The organism is Pseudomonas syringae, from assembly GCF_001698815.1.
GTDB classification, from domain to species: domain Bacteria; phylum Pseudomonadota; class Gammaproteobacteria; order Pseudomonadales; family Pseudomonadaceae; genus Aquipseudomonas; species Aquipseudomonas syringae_A.
Map to the genome: position 1 here is coordinate 1 of NZ_LGSI01000043.1, position 24,138 is coordinate 24,138.

A 24,138-nucleotide genomic window follows, 5' to 3' on the forward strand; every position below is an offset into this window, starting at 1 on the left:
AATTAACGGTTGACGGCCTCTCGAATCTGTCTATAATTCGCACCTCTTCCGGAGCAGATGAAACGGAAAACTCCTTGGTAATCAAGTAGTTAGCCGGTTTGATTGGCGAGGAAGAGGTTTCGATGAGTTGATCGAAAGCGGTGAAAAAAGGTGGTTGACAGCAGGTTGTAACGCTGTAGAATTCGCCTCCCGCTAACGAGCAACGTGAAGTTGATCGAAGCGCAAGTGGTTGAAGTTGCAAAGGAAACTTTGAAAGCTTCGGAAAATAACCGCTTGACAGTAACGGGTGCTGCTGTAGAATGCGCGCCTCGGTTGAGACGAAAGATCTTAACCACCCGCTCTTTAACAATTGAATCAAGCAATTCGTGTGGGTGCTTGCGCTGTCAGACTGAAGTCAACTGATTATCAGCATCGTAAGTTACTCCGCGAGAAATCAAAGAAATAACCAACGATTGCTGAGCCAAGTTTAGGGTTTTCTCAAAACCCAAAGATGTTTGAACTGAAGAGTTTGATCATGGCTCAGATTGAACGCTGGCGGCAGGCCTAACACATGCAAGTCGAGCGGCAGCACGGGTACTTGTACCTGGTGGCGAGCGGCGGACGGGTGAGTAATGCCTAGGAATCTGCCTGGTAGTGGGGGATAACGCTCGGAAACGGACGCTAATACCGCATACGTCCTACGGGAGAAAGCAGGGGACCTTCGGGCCTTGCGCTATCAGATGAGCCTAGGTCGGATTAGCTAGTTGGTGGGGTAATGGCTCACCAAGGCGACGATCCGTAACTGGTCTGAGAGGATGATCAGTCACACTGGAACTGAGACACGGTCCAGACTCCTACGGGAGGCAGCAGTGGGGAATATTGGACAATGGGCGAAAGCCTGATCCAGCCATGCCGCGTGTGTGAAGAAGGTCTTCGGATTGTAAAGCACTTTAAGTTGGGAGGAAGGGCAGTTACCTAATACGTATCTGTTTTGACGTTACCGACAGAATAAGCACCGGCTAACTCTGTGCCAGCAGCCGCGGTAATACAGAGGGTGCAAGCGTTAATCGGAATTACTGGGCGTAAAGCGCGCGTAGGTGGTTTGTTAAGTTGAATGTGAAATCCCCGGGCTCAACCTGGGAACTGCATGCAAAACTGGCAAGCTAGAGTATGGTAGAGGGTGGTGGAATTTCCTGTGTAGCGGTGAAATGCGTAGATATAGGAAGGAACACCAGTGGCGAAGGCGACCACCTGGACTGATACTGACACTGAGGTGCGAAAGCGTGGGGAGCAAACAGGATTAGATACCCTGGTAGTCCACGCCGTAAACGATGTCAACTAGCCGTTGGGAGCCTTGAGCTCTTAGTGGCGCAGCTAACGCATTAAGTTGACCGCCTGGGGAGTACGGCCGCAAGGTTAAAACTCAAATGAATTGACGGGGGCCCGCACAAGCGGTGGAGCATGTGGTTTAATTCGAAGCAACGCGAAGAACCTTACCAGGCCTTGACATCCAATGAATCTGCCAGAGATGGCGGAGTGCCTTCGGGAGCATTGAGACAGGTGCTGCATGGCTGTCGTCAGCTCGTGTCGTGAGATGTTGGGTTAAGTCCCGTAACGAGCGCAACCCTTGTCCTTAGTTACCAGCACGTCATGGTGGGCACTCTAAGGAGACTGCCGGTGACAAACCGGAGGAAGGTGGGGATGACGTCAAGTCATCATGGCCCTTACGGCCTGGGCTACACACGTGCTACAATGGTCGGTACAGAGGGTTGCCAAGCCGCGAGGTGGAGCTAATCCCAGAAAACCGATCGTAGTCCGGATCGCAGTCTGCAACTCGACTGCGTGAAGTCGGAATCGCTAGTAATCGCGAATCAGAATGTCGCGGTGAATACGTTCCCGGGCCTTGTACACACCGCCCGTCACACCATGGGAGTGGGTTGCACCAGAAGTAGCTAGTCTAACCTTCGGGGGGACGGTTACCACGGTGTGATTCATGACTGGGGTGAAGTCGTAACAAGGTAGCCGTAGGGGAACCTGCGGCTGGATCACCTCCTTAATCGAAGACCTTAGCTGTAGCGTAAGTTCCCACACGAATTGCTTGATTCATTGAAGAAGACGATTTAGAAGCAGCCCATGTTGGGTTGTAGCTAAGCTGGTTAGAGCCACCCCATGCTTTTGGATAAAGAGCAGGGTGAGGTCGACCTTAGTAGCTCGAAATTGGGTCTGTAGCTCAGTTGGTTAGAGCGCACCCCTGATAAGGGTGAGGTCGGCAGTTCGAATCTGCCCAGACCCACCAATTTTGTGTGGGAAACGCCTGTAGAAATACGGGGCCATAGCTCAGCTGGGAGAGCGCCTGCCTTGCACGCAGGAGGTCAACGGTTCGATCCCGTTTGGCTCCACCACTTACTGCTTCTGTTGATTGTAAAGCTTAGAAATGAGCATTCCATCGGATGATGGTGAATGTTGATTTCTAGTCTTTGATTAGATCGTTCTTTAAAAATTTGGGTATGTGATAGAAATATAGACTGGTAGCCACTTTCACTGGTGGGTATCAGGCTAAGGTAAAATGTGTGAGTTGCTCTTAAGTGAGCAAGCGTACGAATTTTCGGCGAATGTCGTCTTCACAGTATAACCAGATTGCTTGGGGTTATATGGTCAAGTGAAGAAGCGCATACGGTGGATGCCTTGGCAGTCAGAGGCGATGAAAGACGTGGTAGCCTGCGAAAAGCTTCGGGGAGTCGGCAAACAGACTGTGATCCGGAGATGTCTGAATGGGGGAACCCAGCCATCATAAGATGGTTACCTTACACTGAATACATAGGTGTATGGAGCGAACCAGGGGAACTGAAACATCTAAGTACCCTGAGGAAAAGAAATCAACCGAGATTCCCTTAGTAGTGGCGAGCGAACGGGGACCAGCCCTTAAGTGGCTTTAAGATTAGCGGAACGCTCTGGAAAGTGCGGCCATAGTGGGTGATAGCCCTGTACGCGAAAATCTTATTGTCATGAAATCGAGTAGGACGGGGCACGAGAAACCTTGTCTGAACATGGGGGGACCATCCTCCAAGGCTAAATACTACTGACTGACCGATAGTGAACTAGTACCGTGAGGGAAAGGCGAAAAGAACCCCGGAGAGGGGAGTGAAATAGATCCTGAAACCGTATGCGTACAAGCAGTGGGAGCCCACTTTGTTGGGTGACTGCGTACCTTTTGTATAATGGGTCAGCGACTTATTTTCAGTGGCGAGCTTAACCGAATAGGGGAGGCGTAGCGAAAGCGAGTCTTAATAGGGCGTCTAGTCGCTGGGAATAGACCCGAAACCGGGCGATCTATCCATGGGCAGGTTGAAGGTTGGGTAACACTAACTGGAGGACCGAACCGACTACCGTTGAAAAGTTAGCGGATGACCTGTGGATCGGAGTGAAAGGCTAATCAAGCTCGGAGATAGCTGGTTCTCCTCGAAAGCTATTTAGGTAGCGCCTCATGTATCACTGTAGGGGGTAGAGCACTGTTTCGGCTAGGGGGTCATCCCGACTTACCAAACCGATGCAAACTCCGAATACCTACAAGTGCCGAGCATGGGAGACACACGGCGGGTGCTAACGTCCGTCGTGAAAAGGGAAACAACCCAGACCGTCAGCTAAGGTCCCAAAGTTATGGTTAAGTGGGAAACGATGTGGGAAGGCTTAGACAGCTAGGAGGTTGGCTTAGAAGCAGCCACCCTTTAAAGAAAGCGTAATAGCTCACTAGTCGAGTCGGCCTGCGCGGAAGATGTAACGGGGCTCAAACCATACACCGAAGCTACGGGTATCACCTTCGGGTGATGCGGTAGAGGAGCGTTCTGTAAGCCTGTGAAGGTGAGTTGAGAAGCTTGCTGGAGGTATCAGAAGTGCGAATGCTGACATGAGTAACGATAATGGGTGTGAAAAACACCCACGCCGAAAGACCAAGGTTTCCTGCGCAACGTTAATCGACGCAGGGTTAGTCGGTCCCTAAGGCGAGGCTGAAAAGCGTAGTCGATGGAAAACAGGTTAATATTCCTGTACTTCTGGTTACTGCGATGGAGGGACGGAGAAGGCTAGGCCAGCTTGGCGTTGGTTGTCCAAGTTTAAGGTGGTAGGCTGGAATCTTAGGTAAATCCGGGATTCTAAGGCCGAGAGCTGATGACGAGTGCACTTTTAGTGCGCGAAGTGGTTGATGCCATGCTTCCAAGAAAAGCTTCTAAGCTTCAGGTAACCAGGAACCGTACCCCAAACCGACACAGGTGGTTGGGTAGAGAATACCAAGGCGCTTGAGAGAACTCGGGTGAAGGAACTAGGCAAAATGGCACCGTAACTTCGGGAGAAGGTGCGCCGGTGGAGGTGAAGCATTTACTGCGTAAGCCCCTGCTGGTCGAAGATACCAGGCCGCTGCGACTGTTTATTAAAAACACAGCACTCTGCAAACACGAAAGTGGACGTATAGGGTGTGACGCCTGCCCGGTGCCGGAAGGTTAATTGATGGGGTTAGCTAACGCGAAGCTCTTGATCGAAGCCCCGGTAAACGGCGGCCGTAACTATAACGGTCCTAAGGTAGCGAAATTCCTTGTCGGGTAAGTTCCGACCTGCACGAATGGCGTAACGATGGCGGCGCTGTCTCCACCCGAGACTCAGTGAAATTGAAATCGCTGTGAAGATGCAGTGTATCCGCGGCTAGACGGAAAGACCCCGTGAACCTTTACTATAGCTTTGCACTGGACTTTGAATTTGCTTGTGTAGGATAGGTGGGAGGCTTTGAAGCGTGGACGCCAGTCTGCGTGGAGCCAACCTTGAAATACCACCCTGGCAACTTTGAGGTTCTAACTCAGGTCCGTTATCCGGATCGAGGACAGTGTATGGTGGGTAGTTTGACTGGGGCGGTCTCCTCCTAAAGAGTAACGGAGGAGTACGAAGGTGCGCTCAGACCGGTCGGAAATCGGTCGTAGAGTATAAAGGCAAAAGCGCGCTTGACTGCGAGACAGACACGTCGAGCAGGTACGAAAGTAGGTCTTAGTGATCCGGTGGTTCTGTATGGAAGGGCCATCGCTCAACGGATAAAAGGTACTCCGGGGATAACAGGCTGATACCGCCCAAGAGTTCATATCGACGGCGGTGTTTGGCACCTCGATGTCGGCTCATCACATCCTGGGGCTGAAGCCGGTCCCAAGGGTATGGCTGTTCGCCATTTAAAGTGGTACGCGAGCTGGGTTTAGAACGTCGTGAGACAGTTCGGTCCCTATCTGCCGTGGACGTTTGAGATTTGAGAGGGGCTGCTCCTAGTACGAGAGGACCGGAGTGGACGAACCTCTGGTGTTCCGGTTGTCACGCCAGTGGCATTGCCGGGTAGCTATGTTCGGAATAGATAACCGCTGAAAGCATCTAAGCGGGAAACTAGCCTCAAGATGAGATCTCACTGGAACCTTGAGTTCCCTGAAGGGCCGTCGAAGACTACGACGTTGATAGGTGGGGTGTGTAAGCGCTGTGAGGCGTTGAGCTAACCCATACTAATTGCCCGTGAGGCTTGACCATATAACACCCAAGCAATCTGTGACTCGAATGAGCATCAGATTGCGGTGACTGTGAAGACGACACGAACCGAAAGTTCGCGACGCACACGCACAAAAGACACCTGACTATCACATACCCGATTTGCCGAAACGTCGCAAGACGCGTCGGTACCCGAATTTCTTGACGACCATAGAGCATTGGAACCACCTGATCCCATCCCGAACTCAGCAGTGAAACGATGCATCGCCGATGGTAGTGTGGGGTTTCCCCATGTGAGAGTAGGTCATCGTCAAGATTGAATTCCAGAACCCCTGATCGCTTACGCGTTCAGGGGTTTTGTTTGTCTGCTCGGAAATAGTCATTGTCATCGCTGAGTCATCTCGGGTGAGCACTAGCTAAAACTCATCTCGAGTTTCTATGCATTGCTGCCGAGCATGGCTATGATGCGTGCCTCATTAACAGGCGATTTCTAAATGCTGACGCTGTTGAAGCTTCTTAAGGATGGAAAATTTCATTCCGGGCAGGACTTGGGTGCGGCTCTCGGAGTAAGTCGAAGCGCCGTTTGGAAGCAGTTGCAGCAGCTGGAGGTCGCTCTAGGTGTTGAGGTGCATAAAGTGCGGGGCCGAGGTTACAAGTTGGCATACCCTATCTCCCTGCTTGATGAGGCCGAGATCCAGGCTGCAACGCCTTCACTGGGATGGCCGGTCCAGCTATTTGACTCGGTAGACTCGACGAACGCAGCCGCCATGAGGTCTATCGCTTCAAAGTCTCCATTGCCCTTGGTTGTATTGGCTGAGCGCCAGACCGCAGGAAGGGGGAGGCGAGGTCGCAAATGGGTAAGTCCGTTCGGTGAGAACATTTACTACAGCCTCGCACTCCGGATCGAGGGCGGGATGCGCCAGCTCGAAGGTCTTAGTCTGCTGGTTGGATTGGCCGTCCTGAAAACTCTTCGGGAGAGCGGCGTGAAAGCTGCCGGCCTCAAGTGGCCTAATGACGTACTGGTGGGGCGGCGCAAAATCGCTGGCGTTCTGCTGGAGCTATTGGGCGATCCTGCGGACGTATGTCACGTAGTCATCGGTGTAGGAGTCAACGTGAACATGCGGGCCTCAGATGAAGTCGATCAGGAGTGGACGTCTGTTCATATCGAGACTGGCGTTCCCTCCGACCGAAACGATCTGGTGGCCAGGCTAAGCACCAACATCGCTGCATATTTGGCTGTGCATCAGGTGCAGGGATTTGGCGCGTATATGTCGGAATGGGAAGAGAACCACCTCTGGCAAGGCCGCACGGTTACTCTTCTCGCTGGTTCTGAGTCGATAGAGGGTATTGTGTTGGGGGTTGATGCTCAGGGAGCCCTGCAGCTGCAGGTTGGCGACGATAAAAAAAGCTACAGTGGTGGCGAGCTCAGCCTGAGGTTGCGTGATGATACTTGAGCTGGATTGTGGAAATAGCTTCATAAAATGGCGAGTTATTGCCAATGGTGACTCTGGGTCTGCTGTAGGTGGAGTTGCCGACTCTGATGACGCGCTCATTGCGACACTTTCTGAGTTATCTGCAGTGACATTAACTCAATGTCGGCTGGTGAGTGTTCGCACCCACGAAGAAACGAATAAATTAATTTTGGCGCTTGCTTCAAGGTTTGCCATTGATGCTGTGTGCGCCGCGCCGGCTTTAGCGCTTGCGGGTGTCCAGAACGGATACGACGACTATCAGCTTTTAGGTCTGGATAGATGGCTGGCGTTGGTAGGGGCGTACCAGCTCGCAGGAAAAGCCTGCCTTGTTCTCGATCTGGGCACTGCCGTGACAAGCGATTTCGTCACGGCTGATGGACAGCATCTCGGCGGGTTCATTTGCCCTGGCATGACGTTAATGCGAAGTCAGCTTAAGAATCATACGCGCCGGATTCGCTACGCTGATGCGGATGCCAAACGGTCATTGCATAGCTACTCCCCTGGGCGCTCCACGGTTGAGGCTGTAGAGCGTGGTTGCCATCTTATGTTGAAGGGCTTTGCTGTCACGCAGTTGGAGATAGCCCGCCAGTATTGGGGTGAGGATTTCGTGATTTTTGTGACCGGGGGGGACGCAAGTCTGGTTAGCGGATCATTGCCAGGGGCGCGGCTTATGCCGGATCTCATTTTCGTCGGACTTGCGCTGGCCTGCCCTTTGCCTTGAGGTTTCTATGCGTTGGTTGTTTTTGCTATTGCTGATGTTAAATGCTTTTTACTATATCTGGCACCAACAAGAAGCGCCGTTGCGGGCCAAGGAAGTATTGCCTTTATCGCTATATAGGGCGGAGCGACAGGATATCCATCTTTTGAGTGAGTCGGACGCCTCTCGCGAGATGGGGGCGTCACAAAGTAACGCTGAGGAAAAATGTCTTTACTTGGGCGGGTTGCCTGGCCAGGAAGAGGTTCGCACCGTTGAGCAGCGTCTCATCAGTTTGGACATCCAGTCTCAATTTCAGGCCTTGCAATCGGGTGGTCAAAATACCTATTGGCTGAAAATAGCTCCAGGTAGCCGGCGCCTGGTTGATCAGGAGCTGCTGGCGGGTCTTGCTCATGACTTCCCTCAGCTGAAAAACAAAATTATGTTGTGTTCAGGCATTGCAACGGCTGATTAGTTTGCATAGAATGGCGCCCGCTCAGCAGCGTAGGGTTAGTTCCCAATAACTGTGAAGCAACAGTCAGCGTTTGTAACCTCAGGTTTTTAATGAGAAAAAGGTTGACAGAAGGGTAGCATGAGTTGAAAATGCTGCCTCGTTCAGGAGGGGTTCCCGAGCGGCCAAAGGGATCAGACTGTAAATCTGACGTCTACGACTTCGAAGGTTCGAATCCTTCCCCCTCCACCAAATTTAAGCCTAAGCAGCAAGTTAGGCGGGTGTAGTTTAGTGGTAGAACCTCAGCCTTCCAAGCTGATGATGCGGGTTCGATTCCCGCCACCCGCTCCAAATTTGCTGTTTGTGCAAGGTATTTTGCTCTTGTAGCTCAGTTGGTAGAGCACACCCTTGGTAAGGGTGAGGTCAGCGGTTCGAATCCGCTCAAGAGCTCCATATTAAGGCAGATATGAAAATATCTGCCTTTGTTTTAATCAGTGTTTCGTTTGTTGTTATCTGGCGAAGGCTGAAGTAAGTGCTTCAAAGTTGTAGAAGTTTGTGATGTTGTTGCCTGTTTATGACGTGCTGTGTGTTTGACGGCTTGTCGGGTGATGAGTTGATTGGGTGTGTGGTGGTTGTGAAGATGGGCGGTTGTTCGTCCTGTGTAGCTGCCGATCATGCCTCAATCAGAAAAAGAGTTGTGAGGTTGTTGAAAAATTCTTGTTGGGCTGGCATAGTGGTCGGCCTGATTTTGCTTTTAGGTCAGTAGCTCAATTGGCAGAGCGACGGTCTCCAAAACCGTAGGTTGGGGGTTCGATTCCCTCCTGACCTGCCAGATTCATTCAATTGTGTCTGGCTTTCTTTTCACAGGATCTCCGTAGATGACTCCCAAGACTGAAGTCCAAGACTCACGCTTCGATATGCTTAAATGGCTGCTCGTGGTCGTGTTGGTGGTCGTAGGTGTCGTCGGTAATCAGTATTACTCGGCTCAACCGATCCTGTACCGTGTTCTTGTACTGCTGGTGATCGCTGCTGCAGCTGCCTTTGTAGGGTTGCAGACGGTCAAGGGCAAGGCGTTCTTTGTTTTGGCAAAGGAAGCTCGCGCCGAGATTCGTAAAGTCGTGTGGCCTACTCGCCAAGAAACCACGCAGACCACGTTGATTGTAGTGGCTGTTGTACTGGTTATGGCGTTGCTGTTGTGGGGGCTTGATTCCCTGCTCGGCTGGCTTGTTTCCTTGATTGTTGGCTAAGGGTGTCCCGTGGCTAAGCGTTGGTACGTAGTGCATGCTTATTCGGGTTACGAAAAGCATGTAATGCGCTCGTTGATCGAGCGTGTGAAGCTGGCTGGCATGGAAGATGGCTTCGGCGAAATTCTGGTTCCCACTGAAGAAGTGGTTGAAATGCGTAACGGCCAGAAGCGCAAAAGTGAGCGTAAATTCTTCCCTGGCTATGTGTTGGTCCAGATGGACATGAACGAAGGAACTTGGCACTTGGTCAAGGATACCCCTCGCGTCATGGGTTTCATCGGCGGCACTGCTGATAAGCCAGCACCGATTACTGATAAAGAAGCTGATGCGATCCTGCGTCGCGTTGCTGATGGTAGCGACAAGCCGAAGCCGAAAACGCTGTTCGAGCCAGGTGAAGTTGTCCGTGTCACTGATGGTCCGTTCGCTGATTTTAACGGCACGGTTGAAGAAGTTAACTACGAAAAGAGCCGGATTCAGGTTGCAGTGCTCATTTTTGGTCGCTCTACTCCGGTAGAGCTTGAGTTCAGTCAGGTCGAAAAGGTCTAGCTGAACGAGAATCCCACACCCCGTAGCCCCAGGCTGTGGGGTTTTTTCGTCACTGGGATATACGTGCAAGTAACCGGGGAGCCTTAATTGGCGTTCGAACCCGTAATTGGAGTGCCTCATGGCCAAGAAAATTACCGCTTACATCAAGCTGCAAGTGAAAGCTGCTCAGGCTAACCCAAGCCCACCTGTTGGCCCGGCTCTGGGTCAGCATGGCGTGAACATCATGGAATTCTGCAAGGCCTTCAACGCCCGTACTCAGGGTATTGAGCCAGGTCTGCCGACTCCTGTGATCATCACTGTTTACAGTGACCGCAGCTTCACTTTCGAAACAAAAAGCACCCCTGCTTCGGTTCTGCTGAAGAAAGCTGCTGGTCTGACTAGCGGTTCGGCACGTCCGAACACCGTTAAAGTTGGCACCGTGACTCGTGCACAGCTGGAAGATATCGCTAAAGCAAAAAATGCGGATCTGACTGCTGCTGACATGGATGCGGCCGTGCGTACCATCGCCGGTTCCGCTCGTAGCATGGGCCTTAACGTGGAGGGTGTGTAATGGCTAAGCTGACTAAGCGCCAAAAGGCTATCGCCGAAAAAATCGAGCCGGGCAAATCGTACAACTTCACAGACGCAGCAGCCCTGTTGGCTGAACTGTCGACTGTCAAGTTCAGTGAGTCGGTTGATATCGCGGTAAACCTGGGTGTTGACCCACGTAAATCCGACCAGGTCGTTCGTAGCGCTACTGTGCTGCCACACGGCACTGGCAAGACCGTTCGCGTTGCAGTATTCACCCAAGGCCCGGCTGCTGAAGCTGCCCTGGCTGCTGGTGCTGATCGCGTTGGTATGGACGATCTGGCTGCCGAAATGAAAGCTGGCGATCTGAACTACGACGTCGTTATCGCTTCCCCGGACGCGATGCGTGTTGTTGGTCAGTTGGGTCAGATTCTCGGTCCACGTGGTCTGATGCCTAACCCTAAAGTCGGCACTGTTACTCCTGACGTTGCTAACGCCGTCAAGAATGCCAAGGCTGGTCAGGTTCGTTATCGCACCGACAAAAACGGCATCATCCACACTTCAGTTGGCAAGGTCGGTTTCGACGCAGTCAAACTGAAAGAAAACGTTGAAGCGCTGATCTCTGATCTGAAGCGTATCAAGCCAGCGTCTTCGAAAGGCATTTACGTCAAGCGCGTTACTTTGAGCACCACCATGGGCCCAGGTCTGGTTATCGACCAGGGTTCGTTGGACGCGTAAGACAAAATTGGCGTGTCAAAGCGCCAATGAAAGATTGGGGTCCCTGCCTGGCGGGGGCTATCCAAGACCGTAGGCGGCGCAAGTCTTAAACCTCAAGCCTACGCAGATGGTGCTCCCGGTTCCTTACCGAATCAGACACCAAAACGACATCCGGCCTCGGTTGGATGAAACGGTAACAAGCAGGAGTTAAACCCGTGGCAATTAAGCTTGAAGACAAGAAGGCCATCGTCGCTGAAGTCAACAAGGCTGCCCAAGTTGCTCTGTCCGCTGTCGTGGCTGATGCCCGTGGCGTAACAGTAAGCGCTATGACCGGACTCCGTAAAGAGGCTCGTGAAGCTGGCGTTTACGTACGTGTTGTACGTAACACCCTGCTCAAGCGCGCCGTTGCTGGCACTCAATATGACGTGCTCAACGACGTGTTCACTGGCCCGACCCTGGTTGCATTCTCTAACGAACATCCTGGCGCTGCTGCCCGTTTGTTCAAGGAATTCTCCAAAGGTCAGGATAAGTTCGAGATCAAGGCAGCTGCGTTCGAGGGCAAGTTCCTCGCGGCTAACCAGATCGACGTACTGGCAACCTTGCCGACCCGTGACGAAGCAATCTCCCAGCTGATGAGCGTGATTCAAGGCGCTACCAGCAAGTTGGCTCGTACTCTGGCGGCTATTCGCGATCAGAAAGAATCTGCAGCAGCCTAAGGCTGAGCGTTTCCTCTCGCGTTTTTTTGTTTATTTTGATGGCCGCCTAGGCTGTCCCCCAATTCAGGAATTAGATTCATGTCTATCTCTCAAGAAGATATCCTCAACGCAGTTGGCGAAATGTCCGTTCTGCAGGTTGTTGAGCTGATCAAAGCCTTCGAAGAAAAGTTCGGTGTTACTGCCGCTGCTGCTTCTGCTGGTCCAGCTGCTGCTGCCGCTGTTGTTGAAGAGCAAACTGAATTCAACGTCATGCTGCTGGAAGCTGGCGAGAAGAAAGTTAACGTGATCAAGGCTGTACGTGAGCTGACCGGTCTGGGCTTGAAAGAAGCCAAGGCTGTAGTTGACGGCGCTCCAGGCATCGTTCTGGAAGCAGTTTCGAAAGACGCTGCTGACAAAGCCAAGGCTACCTTGGAAGAAGCAGGCGCTAAAGTCGAGCTGAAATAAGTACCGACTTTGAGTGTCCAGCCCAAGCGTTAAGCGAAAGGCTGATGGCTGGTGGCTCTTGCCACCGGCCTTTTTCCGTTATAGACGATTGGCTTGTACAACGTCTCTGACGTGCAAAAAAGCCACCGGAATGGTGGAGCAAACCACGGGGTTTGCACGATTTTCTGGCTGCTCCCGTCGGGGGGAGCCAAACAAGCAGGTGACCAAGCTGGGGAACGCTGATGGCTTACTCATATACTGAGAAAAAACGTATCCGCAAGGACTTTAGCAAGTTGCCGGACGTAATGGATGTGCCGTATCTCCTGGCCATCCAGCTGGATTCGTATCGCGAATTCCTGCAAGCGGGAGCTACCAAAGATCAGTTCCGCGACGTCGGTCTGCATGCAGCCTTCAAATCCGTTTTCCCGATCATCAGCTACTCCGGCAATGCTGCGCTGGAGTATGTAGGTTATCGCTTGGGCGAACCGGCATTTGATGTCAAAGAGTGCGTGCTGCGCGGTGTGACTTACGCTGTACCTCTGCGAGTCAAGGTTCGCTTGATCATTTTCGACAAAGAATCGTCGAACAAAGCGATCAAGGACATCAAAGAGCAAGAAGTCTACATGGGTGAAATCCCCCTGATGACTGAGAACGGTACCTTCGTTATCAACGGTACCGAGCGCGTTATCGTTTCCCAGCTGCACCGTTCGCCTGGCGTGTTCTTCGACCACGACCGTGGCAAGACGCACAGCTCCGGCAAGCTGCTTTATTCCGCGCGTATCATTCCGTATCGCGGTTCGTGGTTGGACTTCGAGTTCGATCCGAAAGACTGCGTATTTGTTCGTATCGACCGTCGTCGCAAGCTGCCTGCGTCCGTGTTGCTGCGCGCGCTCGGTTATACGACTGAACAAGTGCTCGATGCTTTCTACACCACCAACGTATTCCATGTGCAGGGTGAAAACCTCAACCTGGAGCTGGTTCCTCAGCGTCTGCGTGGTGAAATTGCCGTTCTGGATATCCTGGACGACAAAGGCAAGGTCATCGTTGAGCAAGGCCGTCGTATTACCGCGCGCCACATCAACCAGCTGGAAAAAGCCGGGATCAAAGAGCTGGAAGTGCCTCTGGACTACGTCCTGGGTCGCACTACCGCCAAGGTCATCGTGCATCCAGCAACTGGCGAAATCATTGCCGAGTGCAACACCGAGCTGAACACCGAGATCCTGGGCAAGATTGCCAAGGCTCAGGTCGTTCGTATCGAAACGTTGTACACCAACGATATCGACTGTGGTCCGTTCGTTTCCGACACGTTGAAGATCGACTCCACCAGCAACCAATTGGAAGCTCTGGTAGAGATCTATCGCATGATGCGTCCGGGCGAGCCGCCTACCAAAGACGCAGCAGAAACGCTGTTCAACAACCTGTTCTTCAGCCCGGAGCGCTACGACCTCTCCGCTGTTGGCCGGATGAAGTTCAACCGTCGTATCGGTCGTACCGAGATCGAAGGTTCGGGCGTTCTGTGCAAAGAAGATATCGTTGCCGTTCTGAAGACTCTGGTCGATATCCGTAACGGTAAAGGCATCGTCGACGACATCGACCACTTGGGTAACCGACGTGTTCGTTGTGTTGGCGAAATGGCCGAGAACCAGTTCCGCGTTGGCCTGGTACGTGTTGAGCGTGCGGTCAAAGAACGTCTGTCCATGGCGGAAAGTGAAGGCCTGATGCCTCAGGACCTGATCAACGCCAAGCCAGTTGCTGCTGCGGTGAAAGAGTTCTTCGGTTCCAGCCAGCTGTCCCAGTTCATGGACCAGAACAACCCGCTGTCCGAGATCACTCACAAGCGTCGTGTTTCTGCACTCGGCCCTGGCGGTTTGACTCGTGAGCGCGCCGGCTTTGAAGTTCGAGACGTTCACCCGACGCACTACGGTCGTGTTTGCCCGATCGAAACGCCGGAAGGTCCGAACATCGGCCTGATTAACTCCCTGGCGGCCTATGCGCGCACCAACCAGTATGGCTTCCTCGAAAGCCCATACCGTGTGGTGAAAGACGCGCTGGTTACCGACGAGATCGTGTTCCTGTCGGCTATTGAAGAAGCGGATCACGTCATCGCCCAGGCTTCTGCGGCAATGAACGACAAGAAAGTTCTGATCGACGAACTGGTAGCTGTTCGTCACTTGAACGAGTTCACCGTCAAGGCGCCGGAAGACGTCACCTTGATGGACGTTTCGCCGAAGCAGGTTGTATCGGTTGCCGCATCGCTGATCCCGTTCCTCGAGCACGATGACGCCAACCGTGCGTTGATGGGTTCGAACATGCAGCGTCAAGCTGTTCCGACCTTGCGTGCTGACAAGCCGCTGGTGGGTACCGGCATGGAGCGTAACGTAGCGCGTGACTCCGGCGTTTGTGTCGTGGCTCGTCGTGGCGGCGTTATCGACTCGGTTGATGCAAGCCGTATCGTGGTTCGTGTTGCTGATGATGAAGTTGAGACCGGTGAAGCTGGTGTCGACATCTACAACCTGACCAAATACACCCGCTCCAACCAGAACACCTGCATCAACCAGCGTCCGCTGGTGAGCAAGGGTGATCGGGTTGAGCGCAGCGACATCATGGCTGATGGTCCTTCCACCGATATGGGTGAGCTGGCTCTGGGCCAGAACATGCGCATCGCGTTCATGGCATGGAACGGCTTCAACTTCGAAGACTCCATCTGCCTGTCCGAGCGTGTTGTTCAGGAAGACCGCTTTACCACGATCCACATTCAGGAACTGACCTGTGTGGCGCGTGATACCAAGCTTGGGCCTGAAGAAATCACTGCAGACATCCCGAACGTGGGTGAAGCTGCACTGAACAAGCTCGACGAAGCCGGTATCGTTTATGTAGGTGCCGAAGTCGGCGCAGGCGACATCCTGGTGGGTAAGGTCACTCCGAAAGGCGAGACCCAGCTGACTCCGGAAGAAAAACTGTTGCGTGCGATCTTCGGTGAGAAGGCCAGCGACGTTAAAGACACGTCCCTGCGTGTGCCAACCGGCACCAAAGGTACTGTTATTGACGTACAGGTCTTCACCCGTGACGGTGTTGAGCGTGATGCTCGTGCACTGTCCATCGAGAAGACTCAGCTCGACGAGATCCGCAAGGATCTGAACGAAGAGTTCCGCATCGTTGAAGGCGCGACCTTCGAGCGTCTGCGTTCCGCTCTGGTTGGCCGCAAGGTCGAAGGCGGCGCTGGCCTGAAGAAAGGTCAGGACATCACCGATGAGATTCTCGACGGTCTTGAGCATGGTCAGTGGTTCAAACTGCGCATGGCTGAAGATGCTCTGAACGAGCAGCTCGAGAAGGCTCAGGCTTACATCGTTGATCGTCGTCGTCTGCTAGATGACAAGTTCGAAGACAAGAAACGCAAGCTGCAGCAGGGCGATGACCTGGCTCCGGGCGTTCTGAAGATCGTCAAGGTTTACTTGGCAATCCGTCGTCGTATCCAGCCTGGCGACAAGATGGCCGGTCGTCACGGTAACAAAGGTGTGGTCTCCGTGATCATGCCGGTTGAAGACATGCCGCACGATGCCAATGGCACGCCGGTAGACATCGTTCTCAACCCGTTGGGCGTACCTTCGCGTATGAACGTTGGTCAGATCCTCGAAACTCACCTGGGCCTCGCGGCCAAGGGTTTGGGCGAGAAGATCAACCGCATGCTGGAAGAGCAGCGTAAAGTTGCTGACCTGCGCAAGTTCCTGACCGAGATCTACAACGAAATCGGTGGTCGCCAGGAAAATCTGGAAGACCTGTCCGACAAGGAAATCCTGGATCTCGCGAAGAACCTGCGTGGCGGTGTGCCAATGGCCACTCCAGTGTTCGACGGTGCCAAGGAAAGCGAAATCAAGGCCATGCTGAAGCTGGCAGATATGCCAGAAAGCGGCCAGATGCAGCTATTCGACGGTCGTACCGGCAACAAATTCGAGCGCCCGGTAACCGTTGGCTACATGTACATGCTGAAGCTGAACCACTTGGTGGACGACAAGATGCATGCGCGTTCCACTGGTTCTTACAGCCTGGTTACCCAGCAGCCGCTGGGTGGTAAGGCTCAGTTCGGTGGTCAGCGTTTCGGGGAGATGGAAGTGTGGGCGCTGGAAGCATACGGCGCGGCTTACACTCTGCAAGAAATGCTCACAGTGAAGTCGGACGATGTGAACGGTCGTACCAAGATGTACAAAAACATCGTGGACGGCGATCACCGTATGGAGCCGGGCATGCCCGAGTCCTTCAACGTGTTGATCAAAGAAATCCGTTCGCTCGGTATCGATATCGATCTGGAAACCGAATAACACGTGACGCGAATCGAGGGTGGGTCGGTATGACCGCCCTCTGCTCCGCCAGGAGGAAAGGCCTTGAAAGACCTACTGAATTTGCTGAAAAACCAGGGTCAAGTCGAAGAGTTCGACGCCATCCGTATTGGATTGGCATCGCCTGAGATGATCCGTTCATGGTCGTTCGGTGAAGTTAAAAAGCCGGAAACCATCAACTACCGTACGTTCAAGCCTGAGCGTGACGGCTTGTTCTGCGCCAAGATCTTTGGCCCGGTCAAGGATTACGAGTGCCTGTGCGGTAAGTACAAGCGCCTGAAACACCGTGGTGTGATCTGCGAGAAGTGCGGCGTTGAAGTTGCGCTGGCTAAAGTTCGTCGTGAGCGCATGGCTCACATCGAACTGGCTTCGCCGGTTGCCCACATCTGGTTCCTGAAGTCCCTGCCGTCCCGTATCGGCTTGCTGATGGACATGACCCTGCGTGATATCGAACGCGTTCTCTACTTCGAGAGCTATGTCGTAATCGATCCAGGCATGACCACCCTTGAAAAAGGTCAGCTGCTGAACGATGAGCAGTACTTCGAAGCGCTGGAAGAGTTCGGCGACGATTTCGATGCCCGCATGGGTGCCGAAGCTGTCCGTGAACTGCTGCACGCTATCGACCTGGAACACGAGATTGGTCGTCTGCGCGAAGAAATTCCGCAAACCAACTCCGAAACCAAGATCAAGAAGCTGTCCAAGCGTCTGAAGCTGATGGAAGCCTTCCAGGGTTCGGGCAACTTGCCTGAGTGGATGGTCCTGACCGTTCTGCCGGTTCTGCCGCCAGATCTGCGTCCGTTGGTTCCGCTTGATGGCGGTCGTTTCGCGACTTCCGACCTCAACGATCTGTATCGTCGAGTGATCAACCGTAACAACCGTTTGAAGCGCCTGCTTGATCTGTCCGCTCCGGACATCATCGTGCGCAACGAAAAGCGTATGTTGCAGGAAGCTGTCGATGCATTGCTCGACAACGGTCGTCGTGGCCGCGCTATCACCGGTTCGAACAAGCGTCCTCTGAAATCCCTGGCTGACATGATCAAGGGTAAGCAGGGTCGTTTCCGTCAGAACTTGCTCGGTAAGCGTGTTGACTACTCGGGTCGTTCGGTAATTACCGTGGGTCCGACGCTGCGTCTGCACCAGTGCGGTCTGCCGAAGAAAATGGCTCTCGAGCTGTTCAAGCCGTTCATTTTCGGCAAGCTGGAAATGCGTGGTCTCGCGACCACCATCAAAGCTGCCAAGAAAATGGTTGAGCGCGAGCTGCCGGAAGTCTGGGACGTTCTCGCTGAAGTGATTCGCGAACACCCGGTTCTTCTCAACCGTGCACCAACGCTTCACCGTCTGGGTATCCAGGCATTTGAACCGGTTCTGATCGAAGGTAAAGCTATCCAGCTGCACCCGTTGGTCTGCGCCGCGTACAACGCCGACTTCGACGGCGACCAGATGGCCGTTCACGTACCGTTGACGCTGGAAGCCCAGCTCGAAGCGCGTGCGCTAATGATGTCGACCAACAACATCCTGTCGCCAGCCAACGGTGAGCCAATCATCGTTCCTTCGCAGGACGTTGTATTGGGTCTGTACTACATGACTCGTGAAGCGATCAACGCCAAAGGCGAAGGTCGTGTATTCGCGGATCTGCAGGAAGTTGACCGTGTATTCCGTGCCGGCGAAGCCGCACTGCATGCCAAGGTCAAGGTCCGCATCCACGAAACGGTCAACGATCGTGATGGTGGCAGCGTCAAGAACACTCGTATCGTCGACACCACTGTCGGCCGTGCGCTGTTGTTCCAGGTGGTTCCGGCCGGCCTGTCGTACGACGTGGTCAACCAGCCGATGAAGAAAAAAGCGATCTCCAAGCTGATCAACCAGTGCTACCGCGTGGTTGGTTTGAAAGAGACCGTTATCTTCGCTGACCAGTTGATGTACACCGGTTTTGCCTACTCGACGATTTCGGGTGTTTCCATCGGCGTTAACGACTTCGTTATCCCGGATGAGAAAGCTCGCATCATCGAGGCTGCAACCGAAGAAGTTAAAGAGATCGAAAGTCAGTACGCCTCAGGCCTGGTAACTCAGGGCGAGAAGTACAACAAGGTAATCGACCTTTGGTCCAAGGCGAACGACGAAGTCTCGAAAGCGATGATGTCGAACCTGTCCAAAGAACGCGTTATCGACCGTCACGGCGTCGAAGTTGATCAGGAATCCTTCAACTCGATGTACATGATGGCTGACTCCGGTGCTCGGGGTTCCGCTGCACAGATCCGTCAGCTGGCGGGTATGCGTGGTCTGATGGCCAAGCCGGACGGCTCCATCATTGAAACGCCGATCACTGCGAACTTCCGTGAAGGTTTGAGCGTACTTCAGTACTTCATCTCCACTCACGGTGCTCGTAAGGGTCTCGCGGATACCGCGTTGAAAACAGCTAACTCCGGTTATCTGACGCGTCGTCTGGTAGACGTTGCGCAAGACCTTGTTGTGACAGAAGTCGACTGCGGTACCGAACACGGTCTGCTGATGACTCCGCACATTGAAGGCGGCGACGTTGTTGAGCCATTGGGCGAACGTGTACTGGGTCGAGTCATCGCCCGTGACGTGTTCAAGCCTGGCACCGACGAAGTGATCGTTCCTGGCGGTACGCTGGTAGACGAGAAGTGGGTTGAGTTCATCGAACTGAACAGCATCGACGAAGTTATCGTTCGGTCGCCGATCAGCTGCGAAACTCGCTACGGTATCTGCGCCAAGTGCTACGGTCGTGACCTGGCTCGCGGGCATCAGGTGAACATCGGTGAAGCTGTCGGCGTTATCGCCGCCCAGTCCATCGGTGAGCCGGGTACCCAGCTGACCATGCGTACGTTCCACATCGGTGGTGCGGCAAGCCGGACCTCCGCTGCGGACAGCGTTCAGGTGAAGAATGGCGGTACTGTCCGTCTGCATAACCTGAAACACGTTGAGCGTGTCGACGGTCACCTGGTTGCGGTTTCGCGTTCCGGTGAGCTGGCGATCGCTGATGACTACGGTCGTGAGCGTGAGCGCTACAAACTGCCTTACGGTGCAGTGATTTCGGTGAAGGAAGGCGACAAGGTCGACGCTGGTTCGATCGTGGCCAAGTGGGATCCGCACACTCACCCAATTGTTACCGAAATGAAAGGTACCGTGACCTACGTGGGCATGGAAGAAGGCATCACGATCAAGCGTCAGACAGACGAATTGACCGGTATGACCAACATTGAAGTACTCGACGCCAAAGACCGTCCAGCAGCGGGCAAAGATATTCGCCCAGCTGTGAAAATGGTCGGTGTTGATGGCAAGGATCTGTTGCTGCCAGGTACCGACGTACCGGCTCAATACTTCCTGCCGGCTAACGCATTAGTCGGTGTTGCCGATGGTGTGCAGGTTGCGATCGGTGATGTTATCGCCCGTATCCCGCAAGAAACTTCGAAAACCCGTGACATCACCGGTGGTCTGCCGCGTGTTGCCGACTTGTTCGAAGCCCGTCGTCCGAAAGAAGCCTCGATTCTGGCTGAAGTCAGCGGCACCATCGCGTTCGGTAAAGAAACCAAAGGCAAGCGCCGTCTGGTTATTACCCCGAACGACGGTAGCGATCCGTACGAAGAGTTGATTCCAAAGTGGCGTCACCTGAACGTCTTCGAAGGCGAACAAGTGAACCGCGGCGAAGTTATCTCCGACGGTCCTAGCGATCCACACGACATCTTGCGTCTGCTGGGTGTGAGTGCGCTGGCCAAGTACATCGTCAACGAGATCCAGGACGTTTACCGTCTGCAAGGCGTGAAGATCAACGATAAGCACATCGAGACGATTCTGCGTCAGATGCTGCGTAAAGTTGAAATTGCCGAATCTGGTGACTCCACCTTCATCAAAGGTGACCAGATGGAGCTGACTCACGTTCTGGTAGAGAACGAGCGTCTGGCCGGTGACGAGAAATTCGTTTCCAAGTTCACCCGTGTGTTGCTGGGTATTACCAAGGCATCGTTGTCGACCGAATCGTTCATCTCCGCGGCCTCTTTCCAAGAGACAACCCGTGTACTGACCGAAGCGGCCGTTACAGGCAAGCGCGATTACCTGCGCGGCCTGAAGGAAAACGTTGTTGTGGGTCGTTTGATCCCGGCCGGTACCGGTCTGGCTTATCACAGCGAGCGCAAGCGTCGTCGTGAAGTAGACAAGCCGTTGCGTGTCAGCGCTAGCGAAGTCGAAGCAGCATTGACTGAAGCGTTGAACTCCAGCGGTAATTAAGATAGAGCCTCGGTCTTTCTTTTCGGCGCGGCGGCAGGTAAATTCTGCCGCGGTGTCGGGAGGAGGGTCGGGGCTTTGCCTTGACTGGGGGCAAGATCCTCTTTAGACTCTTGTACCCCTAAATTTGGCGGGACTTATGTCCTGCCATCTTGCTTTTCTTGTAAGACAATAGCGTCGCAAGACAACAGTGGAGCTAGTAGATGGCAACTATCAACCAGCTGGTACGTCAGCCGCGTAAGCGTATCGTCGAGAAATCCGACGTACCTGCGCTGCAGAACTGCCCGCAACGTCGTGGCGTATGCACTCGTGTGTATACCACCACGCCGAAAAAACCTAACTCGGCACTGCGTAAAGTATGCCGTGTGCGCCTGACCAACGGTTTCGAGGTTTCCTCGTACATCGGTGGTGAAGGTCACAACCTGCAAGAGCACAGCGTGGTCCTGATTCGTGGCGGTCGTGTAAAAGACTTGCCAGGTGTTCGTTACCACACCGTTCGCGGTTCTTTGGATACTTCCGGCGTCAAAGGTCGTAACCAGGGTCGTTCGAAGTACGGTACCAAGAAGCCTAAGTAGGTTTTAGGGTTCCTGTGACAAAAATGTAGATTTCTATTTTTCTGAGTCGATAAGAGTAAGGTCGGGCGCACCCTCCATGGGTGGTGGTCCCGAGCTAACCTGAAGACCGTTTGAGGGCTTATCCATGCCAAGAAGACGCGTAGCAGCCAAGCGCGAAGTGCTTGACGATCCAAAATACGGAAGCCAAATCCTGGCCAAGTTCATGAACCACGTTATGGAAAGCGGCAAGAAAGCCGTTGCCGAACGTATCGTTTATGGCGCGCTGGAAAAGGTTAAAGAACGCAAGAACTCCGATCCCCTGGAAATCTTCGAGAAAGCTCTCGACGCCATCGCTCCGCTGGTCGAAGTGAAGTCGCGCCGTGTAGGCGGTGCTACTTACCAGGTCCCGGTCGAAGTTCGTCCGTCCCGTCGTAATGCGTTGGCAATGCGCTGGCTGGTAGACTTCGCGCGCAAGCGCGGTGAGAAGTCTATGGCCCTGCGTTTGGCTGGCGAACTGTTGGACGCCGCCGAAGGTAAAGGTGCTGCAGTTAAGAAGCGTGAAGACGTGCACCGTATGGCTGAAGCCAACAAAGCTTTCTCGCACTACCGCTTCTAATTTCAGCGTCACTAATTTTGCGAGGGCTTTATGGCTCGTACTACTCCGATTAACCGCTACCGTAACATTGGTATCGTTGCTCACGTGGATGCTGGTAAAACCACCACCACCGAGCGCGTCCTTTTTTACACTGGCGTAAACCACAAAATGGGCGAGGTGCATGATGGCGCCGCGACCATGGACTGGATGGTGCAAGAGCAGGAGCGGGGTATTACCATTACCTCCGCTGCTACGACTGCATTCTGGGCTGGCTCTGACAAGCAGTTCGACCGTCATCGCTTCAACATCATCGATACCCCGGGCCACGTTGACTTCACTATTGAAGTAGAGCGCTCCCTGCGCGTACTCGATGGCGCGGTCGTTGTGTTCTGCGGTACTTCGGGTGTTGAGCCTCAGTCGGAAACCGTATGGCGTCAAGCCAACAAATACGGCGTTCCGCGTCTTGTTTACGTAAACAAGATGGACCGTGCTGGCGCAAACTTCCTGCGCGTGATCGGTCAGATCAAGCAGCGTCTGGGTCACACTCCGGTGCCTATCCAGTTGGCTATCGGCGCAGAAGACAATTTCCAGGGTCAGATCGATCTGATCTCCATGGAAGCTGTTTACTGGGACGACGCTGACAAAGGTATGGTTGCCCGTCGCGAAGCGATCCCTGCAGAACTGCAGGAATTGGCTGAAGAGTGGCGCAGCAACATGGTTGAAGCTGCCGCTGAAGCCAACGAAGAGCTGATGAACAAGTACCTCGAAGGTGAAGAGCTCACCATCGAAGAAATCAAGTCTGCTCTGCGTCAACGTACCATCGCCGGCGAAATCGTTCTGGCTGTATGCGGTTCTTCGTTCAAGAACAAGGGCGTTCCCCTGGTTCTTGACGCAGTTATCGACTACCTGCCAGCTCCTGTCGACATTCCAGCCATCAAGGGTTCTGACCCGGATGACGAAGAAGTCGCAATGGAGCGTCATGCAGATGACAGCGAACCGTTCTCGGCTCTGGCTTTCAAAATTGCTACCGACCCATTCGTGGGTACCCTGACTTTCGCACGCGTTTACTCGGGTGTGTTGAGCTCCGGTGACGGCGTTTTGAACTCCGTAAAAGGCAAGAAAGAGCGCGTTGGTCGTATGGTGCAAATGCATGCGAACACTCGTGAAGAGATCAAAGAAGTACGCGCTGGCGACATCGCGGCTTTGATCGGCATGAAGGACGTCACCACTGGCGACACCTTGTGCTCTCTTGACAAGCCAATCATCCTCGTTCGCATGGACTTCCCGGAGCCGGTTATCTCGGTTGCCGTTGAGCCTAAAACGAAGGATGACCAGGAAAAAATGGGTATCGCTCTGGGCAAACTTGCTCAGGAAGACCCGTCTTTCCGCGTCAAAACTGATGAAGAGACTGGTCAAACGATCATCTCTGGCATGGGCGAGTTGCACCTGGACATCCTGGTTGACCGGATGCGCCGTGAGTTCAACGTCGAAGCCAACATCGGTAAGCCACAGGTTTCCTATCGTGAGAAAATCACGAAGGCTTGTGAGATCGAAGGCAAGTTCGTACGCCAATCCGGCGGTCGTGGCCAGTTCGGCCATTGCTGGATTCGTTTTGCACCGGCTGACGAAGGTCAGGAAGGTCTGCAATTCGTGAACGAAGTGGTAGGTGGTGTGGTTCCTAAGGAATACATCCCGGCCATCCAGAAGGGTATCGAAGAGCAGATGAAGAACGGTGTTGTTGCCGGCTATCCGCTGATCGGCCTGAAGGCTACCGTTTTCGATGGTTCTTACCACGACGTCGACTCCAACGAGATGGCGTTTAAGGTGGCAGCCTCCATGGCGACCAAGCAACTTGCCTCCAAAGGTGGTGGTGTTGTTCTTGAGCCGATCATGAAGGTTGAAGTTGTTACACCTGAGGACTACATGGGTGACGTGATGGGTGACCTGAATCGTCGTCGTGGTCTGATCCAGGGTATGGAAGATACGGTGTCTGGCAAGGTTATCCGTGCCGAGGTTCCGTTGGGTGAGATGTTCGGTTATGCGACCGACGTTCGCTCCATGTCCCAGGGTCGCGCGAGCTACTCTATGGAATTCTCCAAATACTCCGAGGCTCCGTCGAATGTCGTCGAAGCTATCGTTAAAAAACAAGGCTGATTCAG

14 protein-coding genes, 6 tRNA genes and 3 rRNA genes are annotated in these 24,138 nt (G+C 53.6%); all 23 read left to right on the top strand.

Features of this window, described 5'->3' with window-relative positions; all coding sequences use genetic code 11:
• Window positions 1–496 precede the first annotated feature (496 nt).
• The 23 genes from AFK24_RS13005 to fusA all read left to right on the top strand — a co-directional run bounded on the left by AFK24_RS13005 (window position 497) and on the right by fusA (window position 24,133).
• A 16S ribosomal RNA gene (locus tag AFK24_RS13005) occupies window positions 497–2,035 on the top strand.
• A 163-nt stretch (window positions 2,036–2,198) separates the two neighbouring features.
• Window positions 2,199–2,275 (top strand) — tRNA-Ile (locus tag AFK24_RS13010).
• Between the two features lie 30 nt (window positions 2,276–2,305).
• Window positions 2,306–2,381, top strand: a tRNA-Ala gene (locus AFK24_RS13015).
• Between the two features lie 251 nt (window positions 2,382–2,632).
• Window positions 2,633–5,526 (top strand): 23S ribosomal RNA (locus AFK24_RS13020).
• A 158-nt stretch (window positions 5,527–5,684) separates the two neighbouring features.
• Window positions 5,685–5,800, top strand: a 5S ribosomal RNA gene (rrf, locus tag AFK24_RS13025).
• The 16S, 23S and 5S rRNA genes sit together here with 2 tRNA genes alongside, the layout of an rRNA operon.
• 178 nt (window positions 5,801–5,978) lie before the next feature.
• A complete protein-coding gene (gene birA, locus AFK24_RS13030; protein WP_065833630.1) occupies window positions 5,979–6,938 on the top strand; it encodes a bifunctional biotin--[acetyl-CoA-carboxylase] ligase/biotin operon repressor BirA in 960 nt (319 codons plus the stop codon).
• Window positions 6,928–7,677 carry a pantothenate kinase gene (locus AFK24_RS13035; RefSeq protein WP_065833631.1) on the top strand — a complete coding sequence of 250 codons (750 nt, stop codon included), beginning with the start codon at window positions 6,928–6,930 and terminating at the stop codon, window positions 7,675–7,677. The genes birA and AFK24_RS13035 overlap by 11 nt, the downstream gene beginning before the upstream one ends.
• Window positions 7,678–7,684: 7 nt before the next feature.
• Window positions 7,685–8,125, top strand: coding sequence for a hypothetical protein (locus tag AFK24_RS13040; RefSeq protein ID WP_065833632.1), 441 nt, complete (start codon window positions 7,685–7,687; stop codon window positions 8,123–8,125).
• 143 nt (window positions 8,126–8,268) lie between these two features.
• Window positions 8,269–8,353: transfer RNA gene (locus AFK24_RS13045), tRNA-Tyr, on the top strand.
• Between the two features lie 25 nt (window positions 8,354–8,378).
• Window positions 8,379–8,452, top strand: a tRNA-Gly gene (locus AFK24_RS13050).
• A 26-nt stretch (window positions 8,453–8,478) separates the two neighbouring features.
• Window positions 8,479–8,554: transfer RNA gene (locus AFK24_RS13055), tRNA-Thr, on the top strand.
• A gap of 303 nt (window positions 8,555–8,857) precedes the next feature.
• Window positions 8,858–8,933, top strand: a tRNA-Trp gene (locus AFK24_RS13060).
• Between the two features lie 46 nt (window positions 8,934–8,979).
• Window positions 8,980–9,348 (top strand): preprotein translocase subunit SecE, encoded by a 369-nt coding sequence (secE, locus tag AFK24_RS13065; RefSeq protein ID WP_065833633.1) that lies wholly within the window; start codon window positions 8,980–8,982, stop codon window positions 9,346–9,348.
• Window positions 9,349–9,357: 9 nt separating this feature from the next.
• Window positions 9,358–9,891 (top strand): transcription termination/antitermination protein NusG, encoded by a 534-nt coding sequence (gene nusG, locus AFK24_RS13070; protein ID WP_020290714.1) that lies wholly within the window; start codon window positions 9,358–9,360, stop codon window positions 9,889–9,891.
• Between the two features lie 118 nt (window positions 9,892–10,009).
• On the top strand, window positions 10,010–10,441 hold the full coding sequence (gene rplK / locus AFK24_RS13075) for a 50S ribosomal protein L11 (protein WP_065833634.1): 432 nt from the start codon (window positions 10,010–10,012) through the stop codon (window positions 10,439–10,441).
• Entirely contained in the window at window positions 10,441–11,136 is a 696-nt protein-coding gene (gene rplA, locus AFK24_RS13080) for a 50S ribosomal protein L1 (protein WP_020290712.1), read from the top strand. Before rplK ends, rplA begins: the two co-directional genes overlap by 1 nt.
• A 194-nt stretch (window positions 11,137–11,330) precedes the next feature.
• On the top strand, window positions 11,331–11,831 hold the full coding sequence (rplJ, locus tag AFK24_RS13085; protein ID WP_020290711.1) for a 50S ribosomal protein L10: 501 nt from the start codon (window positions 11,331–11,333) through the stop codon (window positions 11,829–11,831).
• Between the two features lie 78 nt (window positions 11,832–11,909).
• Entirely contained in the window at window positions 11,910–12,275 is a 366-nt protein-coding gene (gene rplL / locus AFK24_RS13090) for a 50S ribosomal protein L7/L12 (RefSeq protein WP_020290710.1), read from the top strand.
• Between the two features lie 221 nt (window positions 12,276–12,496).
• Window positions 12,497–16,570 carry a DNA-directed RNA polymerase subunit beta gene (gene rpoB, locus AFK24_RS13095; protein WP_065833635.1) on the top strand — a complete coding sequence of 1,358 codons (4,074 nt, stop codon included), beginning with the start codon at window positions 12,497–12,499 and terminating at the stop codon, window positions 16,568–16,570.
• A gap of 63 nt (window positions 16,571–16,633) precedes the next feature.
• Window positions 16,634–20,833, top strand: a complete 4,200-nt coding sequence (gene rpoC / locus AFK24_RS13100) for a DNA-directed RNA polymerase subunit beta' (protein WP_065833636.1) — start codon at window positions 16,634–16,636, stop codon at window positions 20,831–20,833.
• 200 nt (window positions 20,834–21,033) lie between these two features.
• Window positions 21,034–21,405, top strand: a complete 372-nt coding sequence (gene rpsL, locus AFK24_RS13105) for a 30S ribosomal protein S12 (RefSeq protein WP_002555494.1) — start codon at window positions 21,034–21,036, stop codon at window positions 21,403–21,405.
• 124 nt (window positions 21,406–21,529) lie between these two features.
• A complete protein-coding gene (rpsG, locus tag AFK24_RS13110; RefSeq protein ID WP_002555493.1) occupies window positions 21,530–22,000 on the top strand; it encodes a 30S ribosomal protein S7 in 471 nt (156 codons plus the stop codon).
• 30 nt (window positions 22,001–22,030) lie between these two features.
• A complete protein-coding gene (fusA, locus tag AFK24_RS13115; RefSeq protein WP_065833637.1) occupies window positions 22,031–24,133 on the top strand; it encodes an elongation factor G in 2,103 nt (700 codons plus the stop codon).
• Window positions 24,134–24,138: the final 5 nt, after the last annotated feature.